General features: G+C 60.9%; 16 protein-coding genes. 2 read left to right on the forward strand and 14 right to left on the reverse strand.

Translation table 11 applies throughout. From position 1 onward, the window contains the following. Positions 1-17: 17 nt before the first annotated feature. The 9 genes from mltG to HX821_RS01085 form a co-directional block, all read right to left on the reverse strand. Complete coding sequence (mltG, locus tag HX821_RS01045) at positions 18-1,136, reverse strand: endolytic transglycosylase MltG (RefSeq protein ID WP_177035143.1); 1,119 nt, start codon at positions 1,134-1,136, stop codon at positions 18-20. Position 1,137: 1 nt separating this feature from the next. Next, entirely contained in the window at positions 1,138-1,953 is an 816-nt protein-coding gene (gene pabC / locus HX821_RS01050) for an aminodeoxychorismate lyase (RefSeq protein WP_177035221.1), read from the reverse strand. After that, positions 1,953-3,197 (reverse strand): beta-ketoacyl-ACP synthase II, encoded by a 1,245-nt coding sequence (fabF, locus tag HX821_RS01055; RefSeq protein WP_004371291.1) that lies wholly within the window; start codon positions 3,195-3,197, stop codon positions 1,953-1,955. Before fabF ends, pabC begins: the two co-directional genes overlap by 1 nt. 110 nt (positions 3,198-3,307) lie before the next feature. Beyond that, positions 3,308-3,544 carry an acyl carrier protein gene (gene acpP / locus HX821_RS01060; protein WP_004371293.1) on the reverse strand — a complete coding sequence of 79 codons (237 nt, stop codon included), beginning with the start codon at positions 3,542-3,544 and terminating at the stop codon, positions 3,308-3,310. Between the two features lie 192 nt (positions 3,545-3,736). After that, complete coding sequence (fabG, locus tag HX821_RS01065) at positions 3,737-4,480, reverse strand: 3-oxoacyl-ACP reductase FabG (RefSeq protein ID WP_004371297.1); 744 nt, start codon at positions 4,478-4,480, stop codon at positions 3,737-3,739. 30 nt (positions 4,481-4,510) lie between these two features. Next, entirely contained in the window at positions 4,511-5,449 is a 939-nt protein-coding gene (gene fabD, locus HX821_RS01070; RefSeq protein WP_023659248.1) for an ACP S-malonyltransferase, read from the reverse strand. Positions 5,450-5,575: 126 nt separating this feature from the next. After that, on the reverse strand, positions 5,576-6,586 hold the full coding sequence (gene plsX / locus HX821_RS01075) for a phosphate acyltransferase PlsX (protein ID WP_177035144.1): 1,011 nt from the start codon (positions 6,584-6,586) through the stop codon (positions 5,576-5,578). 4 nt (positions 6,587-6,590) lie between these two features. After that, positions 6,591-6,773 (reverse strand): 50S ribosomal protein L32, encoded by a 183-nt coding sequence (gene rpmF, locus HX821_RS01080; protein WP_004371305.1) that lies wholly within the window; start codon positions 6,771-6,773, stop codon positions 6,591-6,593. A gap of 13 nt (positions 6,774-6,786) precedes the next feature. Then, positions 6,787-7,314, reverse strand: coding sequence for a YceD family protein (locus HX821_RS01085; RefSeq protein WP_004371317.1), 528 nt, complete (start codon positions 7,312-7,314; stop codon positions 6,787-6,789). Between the two features lie 105 nt (positions 7,315-7,419). On the opposite strand from HX821_RS01085, the gene HX821_RS01090 reads away from it, so the two are divergent. Continuing rightward, positions 7,420-7,998, forward strand: a complete 579-nt coding sequence (locus HX821_RS01090) for a nucleoside triphosphate pyrophosphatase (RefSeq protein WP_177035145.1) — start codon at positions 7,420-7,422, stop codon at positions 7,996-7,998. 129 nt (positions 7,999-8,127) lie between these two features. On the opposite strand, the gene HX821_RS01095 is transcribed toward HX821_RS01090, so the two are convergent. Genes HX821_RS01095 through rluC form a run of 3 tightly spaced genes read right to left on the reverse strand, consistent with a single transcriptional unit; the run spans position 8,128 to position 10,750 of the window. Further along, positions 8,128-9,120, reverse strand: coding sequence for a S49 family peptidase (locus HX821_RS01095; protein ID WP_177035146.1), 993 nt, complete (start codon positions 9,118-9,120; stop codon positions 8,128-8,130). A gap of 21 nt (positions 9,121-9,141) precedes the next feature. Next, positions 9,142-9,804 carry an HAD-IA family hydrolase gene (locus HX821_RS01100; protein ID WP_177035147.1) on the reverse strand — a complete coding sequence of 221 codons (663 nt, stop codon included), beginning with the start codon at positions 9,802-9,804 and terminating at the stop codon, positions 9,142-9,144. Then, entirely contained in the window at positions 9,791-10,750 is a 960-nt protein-coding gene (gene rluC, locus HX821_RS01105) for a 23S rRNA pseudouridine(955/2504/2580) synthase RluC (protein WP_004371325.1), read from the reverse strand. Before rluC ends, HX821_RS01100 begins: the two co-directional genes overlap by 14 nt. A gap of 738 nt (positions 10,751-11,488) precedes the next feature. Here rluC and rne point away from each other — a divergent pair. Then, complete coding sequence (gene rne, locus HX821_RS01110; RefSeq protein WP_177035148.1) at positions 11,489-14,752, forward strand: ribonuclease E; 3,264 nt, start codon at positions 11,489-11,491, stop codon at positions 14,750-14,752. A gap of 67 nt (positions 14,753-14,819) precedes the next feature. Here rne and HX821_RS01115 read toward each other — a convergent pair whose 3' ends face one another. Both HX821_RS01115 and HX821_RS01120 read right to left on the reverse strand, forming a co-directional pair. Beyond that, positions 14,820-15,407 (reverse strand): nucleotidyltransferase family protein, encoded by a 588-nt coding sequence (locus HX821_RS01115; RefSeq protein WP_087692778.1) that lies wholly within the window; start codon positions 15,405-15,407, stop codon positions 14,820-14,822. Next, the gene (locus HX821_RS01120) at positions 15,404-16,390 is read right to left on the reverse strand and encodes an XdhC family protein (RefSeq protein ID WP_008434978.1); all 987 of its coding nucleotides are present in this window, start codon (positions 16,388-16,390) and stop codon (positions 15,404-15,406) included. Before HX821_RS01120 ends, HX821_RS01115 begins: the two co-directional genes overlap by 4 nt. Positions 16,391-16,491 lie beyond the last annotated feature (101 nt).

The raw sequence follows: 16,491 nt of genomic DNA on the forward strand, positions 1-16,491 counted from the left end.
GCAGTCCTTAGTCAGAGTCATTGCGGGCTGTGCGGCGCGGCGTCATCAGGTGCCGGAGCCGGCTCGGCGGGCGTATCCAGCGGCGCGTCCGCAGGCTTTGCCGCCGGCGCCGGGCTGGAACGGTAATCGGCGCGACGCTTCATCTGGAACTCACGCACTGCTGCGTTATGCGCATCCAGGTTATCCGAGAAAATATGGCTGCCATCGCCTCGGGCAACGAAATACAGGCTGCTGCCCGCCACCGGGTTCAGCGCAGCATGAATCGCCTCCCGCCCGACCATGGCGATCGGCGTCGGCGGCAGGCCGGCGATCACGTAGGTGTTGTAGGGCGTGGCTTCCTTGAGGTGTGCGCGGGTCAGCTTGCCGGTGTAGCGCTCACCGAGGCCGTAGATCACCGTCGGGTCGGTTTGCAGCAGCATGCCGATCTGCATGCGCCGCACGAATACCCCGGCGATCTGGCCGCGCTCTTCCGGCACGCCGGTTTCTTTCTCCACCAGCGAGGCCATGATCAGCGCTTGATAGGGGTCGGTGTACGGCGCATCGGCCGCGCGCTTGCTCCACTCCTGGGCGAGGACATCGTCCAGACGGTTGTAGGATTTTTTCAGTAGTTCAACGTCGCTCATGCCACGCACGAAGCGGTAGGTGTCCGGGAAGAAGCGCCCTTCAGGGAATACGCCCGGGTGCCCGAGTTTTTCCATCACCTCGCTGTCACTCAGGCCGGACAGGGTCTGCTCGATCTTTTCATGCTTGGCCAGGGCCGCGCGCACCTGGCGGAAGTTCCAGCCTTCCACCAGCGTAATGCTGTACTGCACCACTTCGCCACGCTGCCACAGGCCGATCAGGCCCTCGGCGGTGAGGCCCGGGGTCATGCGGTATTCGCCGCTGTGCAGCGGCTGGCCGTCGAGGTTGAAGCGCCAGTAGAGACGCAACCAGAACGCATCCTTGAGCACGCCGTCATTTTCCAGGCGATTGAAGGTGCCGGTGGGCGTCGCGCCAGCCGGTACGTCCAGCAATTGCTCCTGGGTCAGATTCAAGGGCTGTTCAAGGGCCGAGTTCAGCTTCCAGGCCGAAGCGCCCAGCAGCAAACCCGCCAGGACCAGACCGATCTCCAGCAACAATACAAATTTACGTCTCAAATCAAATATCCAATAGTGCGCGAACAATGCCCTGCAGTTTACGGGTGAGCGGCCCAACCGGCCAGCTCATCGCAGCACATCCGCGCACCGGCCAAATGCCATATACGCTGTTGCACACCAAGACTTCATCGGCCTGTTGCAGCTGCTCAAGGCTGATATCGGCCACGCTTGTCGGGATGCCCAACGCCTGCGCCTGGGCCAACAGCTCGGCCCGCATGACGCCGGCGACGCCACAGCGATTCAGATCAGCGGTCAGCAACACGCCGTTACGCACCAGAAACAGGTTGCTGAAGACGCCTTCGATGACTCGACCGGACATATCCAGCATCAAACCTTCGGCGTGTTCGGCATCCTGCCACTCGGCGCGGGCGAATACCTGTTCCAGGCGATTGAGGTGCTTGAGGCCGGCAAGCAACGGTTGCTCGGACAAACGCGTGGTACACGCAAACAGGCGGATGCCTGACGCTGCATGTTCCGGGGGATAAGTGGCAGGTGGACTGCCTTGCAGAATGCGCCGCGCCGGAGCGCCAGCACTGATGCCATAACCGCGCTGGCTGTCGCCACGGGTCAGGATCAACTTGAGTACACCGTCACCGAGGGCGGCGGCGTAGGCCAGCAATTCGCTGCGGATCAGGGGTTGATCCGCAACAATCGCCAACCGCCTGCAACCTTCTTCAAGGCGCTGCAGGTGGCGGTCAAGCAGCACGGGCTGCCCGACCTTGACGGCAATGGTCTCGAACAGCCCATCACCGTATGCCAGGCCACGGTCTTTCAGGGGCACTGCGCCCGCCGGCTGACCGTCGACCCAGCTCTCCATCACTCGGCGAACCGGCGGAACACCAGGGAACCGTTGGTACCACCAAAACCGAACGAGTTGGACAGCACCACGTCGATCGGCATCTTCTGCGGCTCGTGAGGCACGAAATTCAGGTCGCAGCCCTCATCCGGTTCATCGAGGTTGATGGTCGGCGGAGCGACCTGATCCTTGATGGCCAGCACGCTGAAGATTGCCTCGACCGCGCCCGCCGCACCCAACAGGTGCCCGGTCATGGACTTGGTGGAACTGACCGCCAGCTTGTAGGCATGCTCGCCGAACACCGACTTGATGGCCTCGGCTTCCGCCAGGTCGCCGGTCGGGGTCGAAGTGCCATGGGCATTGATGTACTGCACCTGGTCAACGTTGACCTTGGCATCACGCAACGCATTGGTGATGCAGCGTGCAGCGCCCGCGCCGTCCGACGGAGGCGAGGTCATGTGGTACGCATCACCGCTCATGCCGAAACCAATCAGCTCGGCGTAGATGGTGGCGCCACGGGCCTTCGCGTGCTCCAGCTCTTCGAGTACCAGCGCACCGGCACCGTCGGCCAGAACAAAACCGTCGCGGCCCTTGTCCCACGGACGGCTGGCACGGGTCGGCTCGTCATTGCGGGTCGATAACGCACGGGACGCGCCGAAGCCGCCCATGCCCAAACCGCAGGCGGCCATCTCGGCACCGCCGGCGATCATCACGTCGGCCTCGTCATAGGCGATATTGCGCGCCGCCATGCCGATGCAGTGAGTGCCCGTGGTGCACGCCGTGGAAATGGCGTAGTTAGGCCCCTGGGCACCCAAGTGGATGGACAGGAAACCGGAAATCATGTTGATGATCGAGCCAGGCACGAAGAACGGTGAAATTCTGCGAGGGCCGGACTCATGCAGGGTGCGGCTGGTTTCTTCGATATTGGTCAGACCGCCAATACCCGAACCCATGGCCACGCCGATGCGCTCACGGTTGGCGTCGGTGACTTCCAGGCCGGCATTACGCACCGCCTGAAATCCGGCTGCCAGGCCGTATTGAATGAACAGGTCGAGTTTGCGGGACTCTTTGACCGAGAGATATTCCTCGACATTGAAGTCCTTTACCGAGCCGCCAAAACGGGTGGAATAGGCAGAAAGGTCCGTGTGTTCGATCAGACCAATACCACTGCGGCCAGCCAGAATGCCCTGCCAACTGCTCGGCACATCCGTACCCAGTGGCGACAACATACCCATACCGGTGACTACGACGCGTCTACGCGACACAGCACTCTCCTTTTTCTAATGACGACACTTTGCATCAGGCTTAAAGGAAAAAACCGCACGCCATAGGGCAGTGCGGTTTTTCCATCACAGCAAGCGACGATTACAAACTATTACGCCTGGTGGCTAGTAACGTAGTCGATAGCAGCTTGAACGGTAGTGATTTTTTCAGCTTCTTCGTCCGGGATTTCGGTCTCGAATTCCTCTTCCAGAGCCATCACCAGCTCAACGGTGTCAAGGGAGTCGGCACCCAGGTCTTCAACGAAGGAAGCGCTGTTGGTCACTTCTTCTTCTTTAACGCCCAGTTGCTCGGCAACGATTTTCTTGACGCGCTCTTCGATGGTGCTCATACCTTGTTTTCACTCCTAATGGACAAATTCAGGCAGCTGGCCAGTGGGTAAGTGTATAGAAAGACTTTTCAGCTTTTCAACTGAAAGCTTCACCCTCGTACCCTATTGGCCATCTGCCTATAAATAGATTGCAGCTTTATAACGGATTTTAGACAGCTCGTATGACATTTTTTTGAAGCGATCCGTCACAATTTAACTCATGTACATCCCGCCGTTCACCGGGATTGTAGCCCCAGTCACGTATGCCGCACCGTCGGATGCCAGGAAAGCGACCACATTCGCGATCTCTTGAGCCTGGCCCAGACGGCCCAGCGGAATCTGCGTCAGCAACGCTTCACGCTGCGCTTCAGGCAATTCGCGGGTCATATCGGTGTCGATGAACCCTGGGGCCACCGAGTTGACCGTAATCGACCGCGAGCCTACTTCACGCGCCAATGCACGGCTGAAACCTTCCAGACCGGCCTTGGCGGCTGCGTAGTTTACTTGGCCTGCGTTGCCCATGGCACCCACAACAGAGCCAATATTGATAATTCGACCCCAACGAGCCTTGGTCATGCCGCGCAAAACACCCTTGGACAGGCGAAACAGACTGTTCAGGTTGGTATCAACGACGTCATGCCACTCGTCGTCTTTCATACGCATCATCAGGTTATCGCGGGTAATACCGGCATTGTTCACCAGAATAGCCGGTGCACCGAATTGCGCCGTGATTTCAGCCAATACGGCCGCCACGGACTCATCGCTGGTCACGTTAAGCTCAAGACCGGTGCCCTGGACGCCGTTTTCCTTCAGCGTCGCGGCAATACGTTCAGCGCCGGCGGCGGAGGTTGCGGTACCGATGACCACAGCGCCCAGACGGCCCAGCTCCAGGGCGATCGCCTGGCCAATGCCACGGCTTGCGCCGGTGACCAGTGCAACTTTACCTTGCAGACTCATGCAGGCTTCTCCTAGGTTCGGAAATTAACGTCAGGCCAGGGCTGCGCGAGCGGCAGCGAAGGCATCCGGGGTATTGAGGTTGGAAGTCGACACGCCTTCGGCGCAACGCTTGTTCAGGCCGGCGAGGACTTTGCCCGGGCCGCACTCTACCAATTGGGTGGCGCCGTTGGCGGCCAGGGTCTGCACCGACTCAACCCAGCGAACCGGCTTGTACAGCTGTTCCAGCAGATCGCGCTTGAGGGTTTCCAGGTCAGAGGCCACGGCGGCACTGACGTTCTGCACCAACGGAATCTGCGGCGCCTGCCAGTTGATCGCAGCGATCGACTCGGCGAAACGCTCGGCAGCCGGGCGCATCAGTTCGCAGTGAGACGGCACGCTGACCGGCAACGGCAACGCACGCTTGGCGCCACGGGCCTTGCAGCCTTCGATGGCGCGCTCTACCGCCGCCTTGGCGCCGGCGATCACCACCTGGCCAGGGGAGTTGAAGTTCACGGCGCTGACCACTTCGCCCTGGGCCGCTTCGGCGCAGGCGGCAATCACGTCAGCATCTTCCAGGCCGAGAATGGCAGCCATGCCGCCCTGCCCGGCAGGAACCGCTTCCTGCATCAACTGGCCACGACGCTCCACCAGCTTGACTGCTTCACCGAGGGTCAGGCTGCCAGCAGCTACCAGGGCGCTGTATTCGCCCAGGCTATGACCGGCAACGTAGGCCGGACGTGCGCCGCCTTCAGCCAGCCACAGGCGCCACAGGGCGATGGAGGCGGTGAGGATGGCGGGTTGGGTCTTGTCGGTTTGATTGAGCAGCTCTTCCGGCCCTTGCTGGGTCAGTGCCCACAGGTCGTAACCCAAGGCATCGGAGGCTTCCTTGAAAGTGTCCAGGACCAACTGATGTTCCGCGCCCAGCTCGGCCAACATGCCGAGGGACTGCGAACCCTGCCCTGGAAAGACGAATGCGAGGGATGTAGACATGTAACAAGCCCCTAATGATCTGGTCGTCGGAAATTGGCGCCCCACACGTGGGAGCGCAAGAAACTGACAGATTGGATGGTCAATTGAACTGGCCGGTCACATTTAAGCATTTCCGGCCCGATTCGCCTAAGGCAACAGATCCTCAAGGCGGCCGTGCAAGCGTTGCGGCAGGTTTTCCTGGATCTCGATCAAGGCGCGCTGGATGGCACTTTGAAAACCCTGCACCCCCGCCGAACCATGACTTTTCACCACGATGCCCTGCAACCCGAGGAAACTCGCACCATTGTGCCGCGCCGGAGCCAGGTCAGCCTGCAAGCGCCGCATCAAGGGCAGCGCCAGGGCGCCCACCAGGCGTGACGCCAGGTTGCGCTTGAACAAGGCCTCGATGCGCGCAGCAATCATCGTCGCCAGGCCCTCGCTGGACTTGAGCAGGATATTGCCGACAAAACCGTCGCATACCACCACGTCGGCTTCGCCGCGGTACAGACCGTCACCCTCGACAAAGCCGATGTAGTTCAGGCCTCGCGCGCTTTGCAACAGCGTCGCCGCCAGCTTGACCTGCTGGTTGCCCTTGATGTCTTCGGTGCCGATATTCAGCAGCGCCACCCGAGGCCGGGCCACGCCCAGCGCTTCGGCCGCCACCGAGCCCATCAGGGCAAAGTGCAGCAGATGCTCGGCACTGCAATCGACGTTCGCCCCCAGGTCCAGCAACTGGCAATAGCCCTGCTGGGTCGGAATAGCCGCAACCATCGCCGGCCGGTCAATGCCCGGCAGGGTTTTCAGCACATGCCGGGACAACGCCATCAACGCCCCGGTATTGCCGGCACTGACACAGGCCTGGGCCTTGCCGTCGCGTACCAGCTCAAGCGCCACCCGCATCGAAGAATCAGGCTTGCCGCGCAAGGCCTGCGCAGGCTTTTCATCCATGGTGATGGTTTCGCTGGCCGGTGTAATAGTCAGGCGCGCGCTATCCACCGCCGGATGGCTGGCAATCAGTTCTTCAAGTAAGGAGGGTTGACCGACGAGGGTCAGGTGCAGCGAGGGCGTGGCAGACAGGCAAGCAATGCAGGCCTGAACAATGCTGCGGGGACCGAAGTCCCCGCCCATTGCGTCAATCGCGATGACTTGAGCAGACAAGTGATTACTCGTCAGCGCCCTTGTCGATCACTTTACGGCCACGGTATACGCCTTCTGGCGATACGTGGTGACGCAGGTGAACTTCACCGGTGGTTTTTTCTACAGACAGAGTGCTTGCCGTCAGGGCGTCGTGCGAACGACGCATGTCACGGGCAGAGCGGGATTTTTTGTTCTGCTGAACAGCCATAATTGATTAACTCCTAAACGTTTGGGTCACGCTTTAACTGCGCCAATACACTGAACGGGTTGGACCGCGTTACCTCGTCCTCGCTCGGTTCGGGCTCATCGAGACCCGCCGGCTGCTGGCATTCTTCCGGATGATGAGCAGGCACAATGGGCAAGGCGAGCAAAAGCTCCTCCTCGATCAGTGACTGCAGATCCAAAGGATCTTCGCCCAGTTCCAGCACGTCATAACCTTTCGGCAACGACTGGGTATTCGCACCCTCTTTCACCACAGCATAACTGCATTCGCTGTGGATCGGCAGGGTGACCAGCTCAAGACAACGCTGGCAAACCATTTTGACTTCGGTGTCGATAAAGCTGTGGATTACCACAGACTTACGTTCATCTCGTTCAAAAACGAATTTAGCCTGCACCGTACCGACAGTGTCGGAAAGCGGGTCGCAGAGTCTCTCCAAATCGGCCAGGAGCAGCTCACCTTGAAGGGTGGTGCCACGATCAGCCAATTTGCGCGGGTCAACGTGAGGTGGAATCGGGTCATTCAACATAGGCGCAGCATTATAGGGATGCACCCGGCCATGTCAAAGGAAATTCAGCCCTGTCCGTCACCGGGCCTCCCCGCTAGAATCCGCGACTGCCTTGAGGAGACGCCCATGCTGCCTTTATTACTCGCTTCCAGCTCGGTTTATCGCCGGGAATTGTTGAACCGCCTGCACCTGCCGTTCATCTGCAGTTCGCCGGATATCGACGAAAGCCACCGCCCGGACGAGTCCGCCGTGGAGCTGGTCAAGCGCCTGGCCGAGGAAAAGGCCCGCGCCCTGGCTGACAGCCATCCGGGCCACCTGATCATCGGCTCGGACCAGGTCGCCGCGCTCGACGGCCAGATCATCGGCAAGCCCCACACTTTCGAGAAGGCCCGTGAGCAACTGCTGGCGGCCAGCGGCAAGCGAGTCAGCTTCCTCACCGGCCTGGCTGTACTGAACAGCGCCACCGGCCATTGCCAGGTCGACTGCATCCCCTTCACCGTACACATGCGCACGCTGGGCGCCGCACGCATCGAACGCTACCTGCGCATCGAGCAGCCCTACGACTGCGCTGGCAGCTTCAAGGCCGAAGGCCTGGGGGTGAGCCTGTTTCAAAGCACCGAAGGTCCAGACGCCACCAGCCTGGTCGGACTGCCGCTGATCCGACTGGTGGACATGCTACTGGCCGAAGGCGTACAGATTCCCTGAGAACACCACAAACGAATGTGGGAGCTGGCTTGCCTGCGATGCAGACACCTCGGTACATCAGTTGCACCGAGGTGATGCTATCGCAGGCAAGCCAGCTCCCACACTTTGAGCCTTGTCGCGCTCAAGATCTCAGCGCAGGGTCGGACCCTGAAAGCCCATCCACATCGCCAACTGCTCAGCCACACTGGCACCCAGCTTCTTGGAGAAACGATCAAACGGCGATTCCTGAACAGTGAAGTCCACCAGTTCTTTCTCGCCAATCACGTCCCGCGCCACCGAACTGGCACTGCCCAGGCCATCGATCAAGCCCAATGGCAGCGCTTGCTCGCCAGACCAGACCAGACCGGAGAACAGCTCCGGATGCTCCTTATCCTTGAGCCGGTCACCGCGCCCCTGCTTCACACTGGCGATGAACTGCCGATGAGTGGTATCCAGCACACCCTGCCAGAACTGGGTTTCATCCGCCTTTTGCGGCTGGAACGGGTCCAGGAACGACTTGTGCTCACCCGACGTGTAGGTACGACGCTCAACCCCGAGCTTCTCCATGGTGCCGACAAAGCCATAACCGGCCGCCGTCACACCAATCGAACCCACCAGACTGGCCTTGTCGGCGTAGATCTGGTCGGCTGCACTGGCGATGTAATAGGCACCCGAGGCACCCAGGTCGGAAATCACTGCATACAGCTTGATGTCCGGGTGCAAGGCGCGCAGGCGACGAATCTCGTCATACACATAACCCGACTGCACCGGACTGCCGCCCGGGCTGTTGATGCGCAGGATCACAGCCTTGACCTTGGAGTCCTCGAAGGCCGCCCGCAGACTGCTGACGATGTTGTCTGCACTGGCAGACTCCTTGTCGGCAATCACTCCGCGCACTTCGATCAACGCCGTGTAATGACCGCTTCGGGTGGCGCTCTTCTCCATGTCCATCAGCGGACTGAACAGCACCAGCATGCCCAACAGATAAATAAAGGTCAGAAGCTTGAAAAAGATCCCCCAACGCCGGGAGCGGCGCTGCTCCTGAACACTGGCCAGCAAGGTCTTCTCCAGCAACTTCCAGCTTCTGTCATCGCCATTGTTATCGGCATTGGCCTTATCAGGCGCTTTCCACTCATCGGTCATGCCATCTACCCCAGCAAAGACTTAATGGGCCCGGCTGAGCCAGGCCTGCAATTCAGAAAAACGGTCAATTGTCAGGCGCGGCTCGTAGGCCTGCAACACCTGGGCAGATTGGGCGCCGTAGCTGACCGCCACGGAGTCCATGCCAGCATTACGCGCCATCATCAGGTCGAACGACGCATCACCCACCATCAACGCCTGCCGAGGCGACACGCCACATTGAGCGAGGATCTGCTCGAGCATCAGAGGGTGGGGCTTGCTGGCAGTTTCGTCCGCCGCACGGGTGGCGTCGAAATAATCTTCCCAGCCATGAGCCTTGAGCACCCGGTCCAGGCCGCGACGGGCCTTGCCGGTCGCGACCGCAAGGTGATAACCGTCGGCGCGAAATGCTTCCATGGCCTGCGCCACGCCTTCAAACAGCGGCGAAGGCTGGGCGTCGAGCGCCATGTAGTGATCGGCGTAGTGCTGACGAAACGCTATCAGCTCGTCATCACCAATCTCCGGGTACAGGGTGCGGATCGCTTCCGGCAGGCCCAGGCCAATAATGCCCTTGACCGCCAGGTCGTCGCACAATGCATAACCGGAACGGGTCGACGCCGCGTGCATCGACTCGACAATCCGACCAATGGAATTACACAGCGTGCCATCCCAGTCAAAGATCAACAGCTTGTAGTCAGGGTGCGACACTCAGGCGCTCCACGGTCTTGGCCCACATTTCATCGACAGGCGCCTGCAGCTTCAATTCGCCGCCATCGGGCAGCGGCACGGTCAGCATGTAGGCGTGCAGGAACAGGCGTTTGCCGCCCAGGTCGCGGATTTCCTTGGAGAAATCCTCGTCGCCGTATTTGGTATCGCCTGCGATGCAGTGGCCCGCGTGCAGGGTATGCACACGAATCTGGTGGGTACGGCCAGTCACAGGCTTGGCCTCGACCATGGTGGCAAAGTCACCAAAGCGGCGCAGCACCTTGAACAGGGTCAGCGCCTCCTTGCCCTCCTCGTCCACCTCGACCATGCGCTCGCCGGAACGCAGGTTGCTCTTCTGCAACGGCGCGCGCACGCTCTTGATCGAGGTGGCCCAGTTGCCACGCACCAGCGCCATGTAGCGCTTGTCCACGCCATCACCGCGCAGGGCGGCATGCAGGTGGCGCAACATGCTGCGTTTCTTGGCGATCATCAACAGGCCGGAGGTGTCACGGTCCAGACGGTGGACCAGCTCCAGCTCCTTGGCATCCGGGCGCAACTGACGAAAGGCTTCGATCACCCCGTAGTTGAGGCCGCTGCCACCGTGAACCGCGATGCCACACGGCTTGTTGATCACGATCAGTGCCTTGTCTTCGAAGACAATCGACGCTTCAAGGCGCTGCAACAAGCCCTGGGCCAGTGGGACCGGTTCGTCACGCTCAGGCACCCGCACCGGCGGCACGCGGACGATGTCGCCCGCCTGCAGCTTGTACTCGGGCTTGATCCGGCCCTTGTTCACGCGCACTTCGCCTTTACGCAAAATGCGGTAAATCAAGGTCTTGGGCACGCCTTTGAGCCTGGCAAGAAGAAAGTTGTCGATGCGTTGGCCGGCATATTCCGGCGAGACCTCGAGCAGCTGGACGCTGGGGGTCTGGGGGGCGGTAGTCGTCATGGCGGCGATGATAACAATTTTTTATGGAATTGAAGCACTTAATCATTGCTGCTATAGTCGCGAACGCCGCCAAAAGCGGCCTGGACAGAGGACTAGCGGCAAACTGCCGGCCCTGACCATCGCAATTCATCAGGACGCGAGGCCGTCCTACGGGGCTTTCGCCACCCTGGAAGGCTCGAGATTGTAACAAGCGCAGGTGACATGAGGCCTGAAGCGAGTGCAAAAAGCAGAGTGATTACTCGCCTTTTGCGCCGATATTTACGGCCAGTTCACAAAGTGCAGTCAGTCTGGAGCCAGACCACGGCGAATGCTTCGGAAACAACGCCTGTTACGAGCTGAGTGAGAGCACAATCGCCCACACCCGGTCTTGTTTAGCCATGAGCGTGGACTCCCCATTGGAGAACACGGTAAATGCCAACCCGCTGCGGATTCTGCGCGCGGCAGCACCCGAATTATCAGGGATACGTGTAGGGTGGAGATGCACAACCGTCGGACTGTGTAGCACTAGGCTTATATTTAGACGCTTCATCTCGTCCACAGTCGCCGGTTGATTCCTCCTCCTGACTGAGTGCTTAAGTCACCACAGCAAGCAGGAAGCGTACGTCGCGATACCGCCCATTTTGGCGGGTATTGCTGGACACTGGAGTGGCCAACCACTCTTGACGCACCTGACACCGACCGTGAGAAGTCGTGTGTGCCGAACGCCGTTTCCGGCAGCCCGGAAACCGACGGTACAACATGAAAAGAATGCTGATTAACGCAACTCAACCCGAAGAGTTGCGTGTTGCACTGGTAGACGGCCAACGCCTCTACGACCTGGACATCGAGTCCGGTGCACGCGAGCAAAAGAAGGCCAACATCTATAAAGGCCGGATTACTCGCATCGAACCAAGCCTTGAGGCTGCCTTTGTCGATTTCGGCTCCGAGCGCCATGGCTTCCTGCCCCTCAAAGAAATCTCCCGCGAATACTTCAAGAAATCCCCTGAAGGCCGCGTGAACATCAAGGACGTCCTGAGCGAAGGCCAGGAAGTCATCGTTCAGGTAGAAAAAGAAGAACGTGGCAACAAGGGCGCCGCCCTGACCACCTTCATCAGCCTGGCTGGCCGCTATCTGGTCCTGATGCCGAACAACCCGCGTGCCGGCGGTATCTCCCGTCGCATCGAAGGCGAAGAGCGCAACGAACTGCGTGAAGCGCTGAACGGCTTGATCGCTCCAGCAGACATGGGCCTGATCGTGCGCACTGCCGGCCTGGGCCGCAGCAGCGAAGAAATGCAGTGGGACCTCGACTACCTGCTGCAGCTGTGGACCGCTATCAAGGAAGCGTCCCTGGATCGTTCCGCGCCGTTCCTGATCTACCAGGAAAGCAACGTGATCATCCGCGCCATCCGCGATTACCTGCGCCAGGACATCGGCGAAGTGCTGATCGACAGCGTCGAAGCCCAGGACGAAGCCCTGACCTTCATCCGCCAGGTGATGCCGCAGTACGCCAGCAAGATCAAGCTGTACGAAGACAGCGTTCCGCTGTTCAACCGTTTCCAGATCGAAAGCCAGATCGAAACCGCTTTCCAGCGCGTCGTCGAACTGCCTTCCGGCGGCTCCATCGTGATCGACCCGACCGAAGCCCTGGTGTCCATCGACATCAACTCGGCGCGTGCCACCAAGGGTAGCGACATCGAAGAAACCGCCCTGCAGACCAACCTGGAAGCGGCTGAAGAAATCGCCCGCCAGCTGCGCCTGCGTGACATCGGCGGCCTGATCGTGATCGACTTCATCGACATGACCCCGGCCAAGAACCAGCGCGCCGTGGAAGAGAAAGTCCGCGAATGCCTGGAAGCTGACCGTGCCCGCGTACAGGTCGGCCGCATCTCGCGCTTCGGCCTGCTGGAAATGTCCCGTCAGCGCCTGCGTCCATCCTTGGGTGAAAGCAGCGGCATCGTCTGCCCGCGTTGCAACGGCACCGGCATCATCCGTGACGTTGAATCGCTGTCGCTGGCGATCCTGCGCCTGATCGAAGAAGAAGCCCTGAAAGACCGCACTGCCGAAGTGCGCGCCCAGGTGCCGATCCCGGTCGCTGCGTTCCTGCTCAACGAAAAACGCAACTCGATCACCAAGATCGAACTGCGCACCCGTGCCCGTATCGTCATCCTGCCGAACGATCACCTCGAGACGCCGCACTTCGAAGTGCAGCGCCTGCGTGATGACAGCCCGGAAGCCCACGTCAACCAGTCCAGCTACGAAATCGCTGCTGCCGCTGCCGAAGTGGAAGAAGTCCAGCCAGCCGCTGCGACCCGCACCCTGGTTCGCCAGGAAGCCGCCGTGAAGACCGCGCCAGCCCGTGCCAACGCACCGGTTCCGGTCGAGGCTGCCGCGCCGGTTGCCGCACCAGCTGCCCTGCCTGAGCCAAGCCTGTTCAAAGGCCTGGTGAAGTCGCTGGTCAGCCTGTTCGCCACCAAGGAAGAGCCAGTGGCTCCAGTTGTGGTCGAGAAGCCTGTGACTGAACGCCCTGCACGCAATGAAGAGCGTCGCAACGGTCGCCAGCAGAGCCGCAATCGCAACGGTCGCCGTGACGAAGAGCGCAAGCCTCGTGAAGAACGTGCACCCCGCGAAGAACGCGCTCCACGTGAAGAACGCCAACCGCGCGAAGCCCGTGAAGAAACACCAACCGTAGCCCGTGAAGAGCGTGCACCACGCGAAGAACGTGCACCGCGTGCTCCACGCGCTCCACGTGAAGACCGCAAGCCACGTGGCGAGCGTGAAGAACGCGTGCGTGAATTGCGCGAGCCGTTGGATGCCGCTCCAGCCGTAGCCGCTGCTGCTGCCACCGCTGCCACTGCTGAAGAGCGTCCAGCTCGTCAGCCGCGTGAAGAACGTGCGCCACGCCCTCCTCGTGAAGAGCGTCAACCACGTGCCGAGCAAGCGGCTCCAGCCGGTGAAGAAGAAGAGCTGCTGTCCAACGAAGACCAGCAACAGGAAGACGGCCAGGACAACGCCGAAGGCGATCGTCCACGCCGCCGCTCCCGTGGCCAGCGTCGTCGCAGCAACCGTCGTGAGCGTCAACGTGATGCCAACGGCAACGAAATCGAAGGCTCGGAAGAGACCGGCGAAGCCAACGCAGCCGCTACCGGCGAACCGACTGGCGCCGAACTGGCTGCCGGCCTGGCCGTTACCGCTGCTGTCGCCAGCTCGGTCATCAGCGCACCTGCTGAAGCCCAGGCCAACGAGCAAGCTGAAGCAGCCACCGCTGCCATCCAGGAAAACACTGTTGTAGAGACGCCAGCCGTCGAAGCGCCAGTGGTTGAAGCAACGACCCCGGTCGAAGCCCCGGTTGTTCCGGAAGTGGAAGTAGCTCCGGCTCGTCACGTTCGTGAAGTTCGTGAAGTTCGCGAGCCTCAGCCTGAAATCGACGTGGTTGCCGAGCCTGCCGTGGTTGTTGAACAACCGCCCGTGGTTGAAGCTGCCGTTGAAGCACCGGTAGCCGAGCCAACCCCTGAAGTGCGTGAAGTTCGCGAAGAACAGACCGCCTTCCAGTGGTCTGCCGAACCTGCCCCGGTGGTTGAAGCGGTTGAAGCTCCAGCGCCTGCGCCAGTGGTCGAAGAAGCTCCAGTGCCAGTCGCTGAAGTGGTGGTCGCTGCTGAACCTGTTGCCGTTGTTGCCGAGCCTGCGCCAGTGGTTGAAGCGCCAGTGGTTGCCGAAGTGGCAGCCCCGGTGGTTGAAGCCGCTCCGGCCAGCGCCCTGACCGAAAATGGCCGTGCGCCGAACGACCCACGCGAAGTGCGTCGTCGTCGCAAGGAAGCTGAAGCGGCCGCCGCTGCTGCCAAGGCCGCTGCCGAAGCTGCTCCAGCCGTCGCTGAAGTTGCCCAAGCAACCCCTGCTCCGGTCACCGAAGCCGTGGTTGAGCACACTGCCCCTGCCATCGACGAGAACGTACGTTCCGTTGAAGAAGTGGTAGAGCACCACCCTAAGGCGCTGGAAGAAGAGCACGAGCCTAAACCCCTCGTCTGATTCCATCGGCCACTAAAAAGCCCCGCCTGAGTGATCAGGCGGGGCTTTTTTATGCCCGCTACATCAGTTAGCGGTAGTCCAACAACCCTGGCACATCGACGTCCCACAACACACCGGGATCATCGACTACGACTTCCTGCACCGAAGCCTTGGCAAATAACGGTTTTGCCCCGCGGTCTCCGGTCAGCGCGATCAAGGCCGGGCCGAATGAACGGCCAAACCCCACGGGGTGCCCGTACTGACCTGCATGCACCGGGGCGCTGATACCGTCTTCCTCCAGGCCTGCCATCACTTGCTCGATACTTGCCGGCAGGATAAACGGCATATCCCCCAACACCACCAGCCAACCAGCCGACGGCCCACTGGCCGCCACCGCTGCTGCGATGCTGTCACCCATGCCCGGCGAGCGCAAAAGCAATACTTCGCAACCGTGCACCTTAGCCAACCGAATCACTTCGGTGCGATCCGATGACGTCACCAGCCAACGTCTCGTAGCCACAGGCGGCAAATTCACCAATACCTGCTCGATCACCGGCCGCGTGATGCCATCCCGGCCCACGCAGGGCGCCAGCAACTTGTCCTGATCGGCACCCGCCTCGGCCCGAAAACGACTGCCCTGCCCCGCCGCCAGGATGATTACGGCGATGCCCGTCAACTGACCGCTGCCTGCAACGGCTTTTTCTGCAGCAGATCGATCCCGTTCTTGATGGCGACAATTTCCGCCATCAACGACAAGGCGATTTCCGCCGGCGTATGGCTGCCGATATGCAGGCCAATCGGCCCATGCAGCCGCGCAATGGCGTCCGCACTGAGCCCCAGTGCCGCGAGGTTTTCCCGGCGCTTCTGGCTGTTGACCCGCGAACCCAGCGCGCCTATGTAGAACGCCCGGGAATTGAGGGCCGTCAGCAACGCCATGTCATCCAGGCGCGGGTCATGGGTGAGCGCGACAATGGCGGTGCGTTCATCGGTCTGGATATTCAACACCGCTTCATCCGGCATACCCGGCACAAAGCGCCCGTGCTGCTCCTCCCAGCCATAAACAAACTCCTGGCGCGGGTCGCAGATCAGCACTTCGAAATCCAGCAACCGAGCCATTTCCGCCACATAACGTGACAGCTGGCCCGCGCCGATCAGCAGCAGGCGCCAGCGCGGACCGTAGATCGCGCGCAAACGCTCGCCGTTGAAGCTGACCACATCGGTCTTGCTCGCACCGCTCAACACCACCTCGCCGGTGGCCAGGTCCAACTCACGGGCGACAATCTCGTGGGCCTCACAGCGCGCCAGCAGTTCAGCTACCCAACCCGGATCACTCACCCGCTCTTCGGTGAGACGCAGGGTGCCGCCACACGGCAGGCCAAAACGCGCCGCTTCGTCCCGGGTGACACCGTAGGTGACAAGCTGCACCGGCGGCCCGTCGTCAGGCAGCCGACCGTCCTGCAACCGGGCGATCAAGTCGTCCTCGATGCAGCCGCCGGACACCGAGCCAATCACCACCCCGTCGCCGCGCAAGGCCAGCATCGCCCCCGGCGGACGCGGGGCGCTGCCCCAGGTCTGGACCACGCTGTACAGCACCACTCGCTGCCCGGCGAGGCGCCATTCCAGCACGCTGCGTAATACATTCAGATCAACACTGTCCATCAGGCTTTCGCCTCCCGCCAACCTTGCAACTGATTTTGATAAACAGCATCTATGGGTTGATCAAAAATATCGGTAGTCAGCTAAGTTAACTCACCGGCAAT

This window comes from Pseudomonas sp. B6001, from assembly GCF_013386015.1.
Taxonomy (GTDB): Bacteria; Pseudomonadota; Gammaproteobacteria; order Pseudomonadales; family Pseudomonadaceae; genus Aquipseudomonas.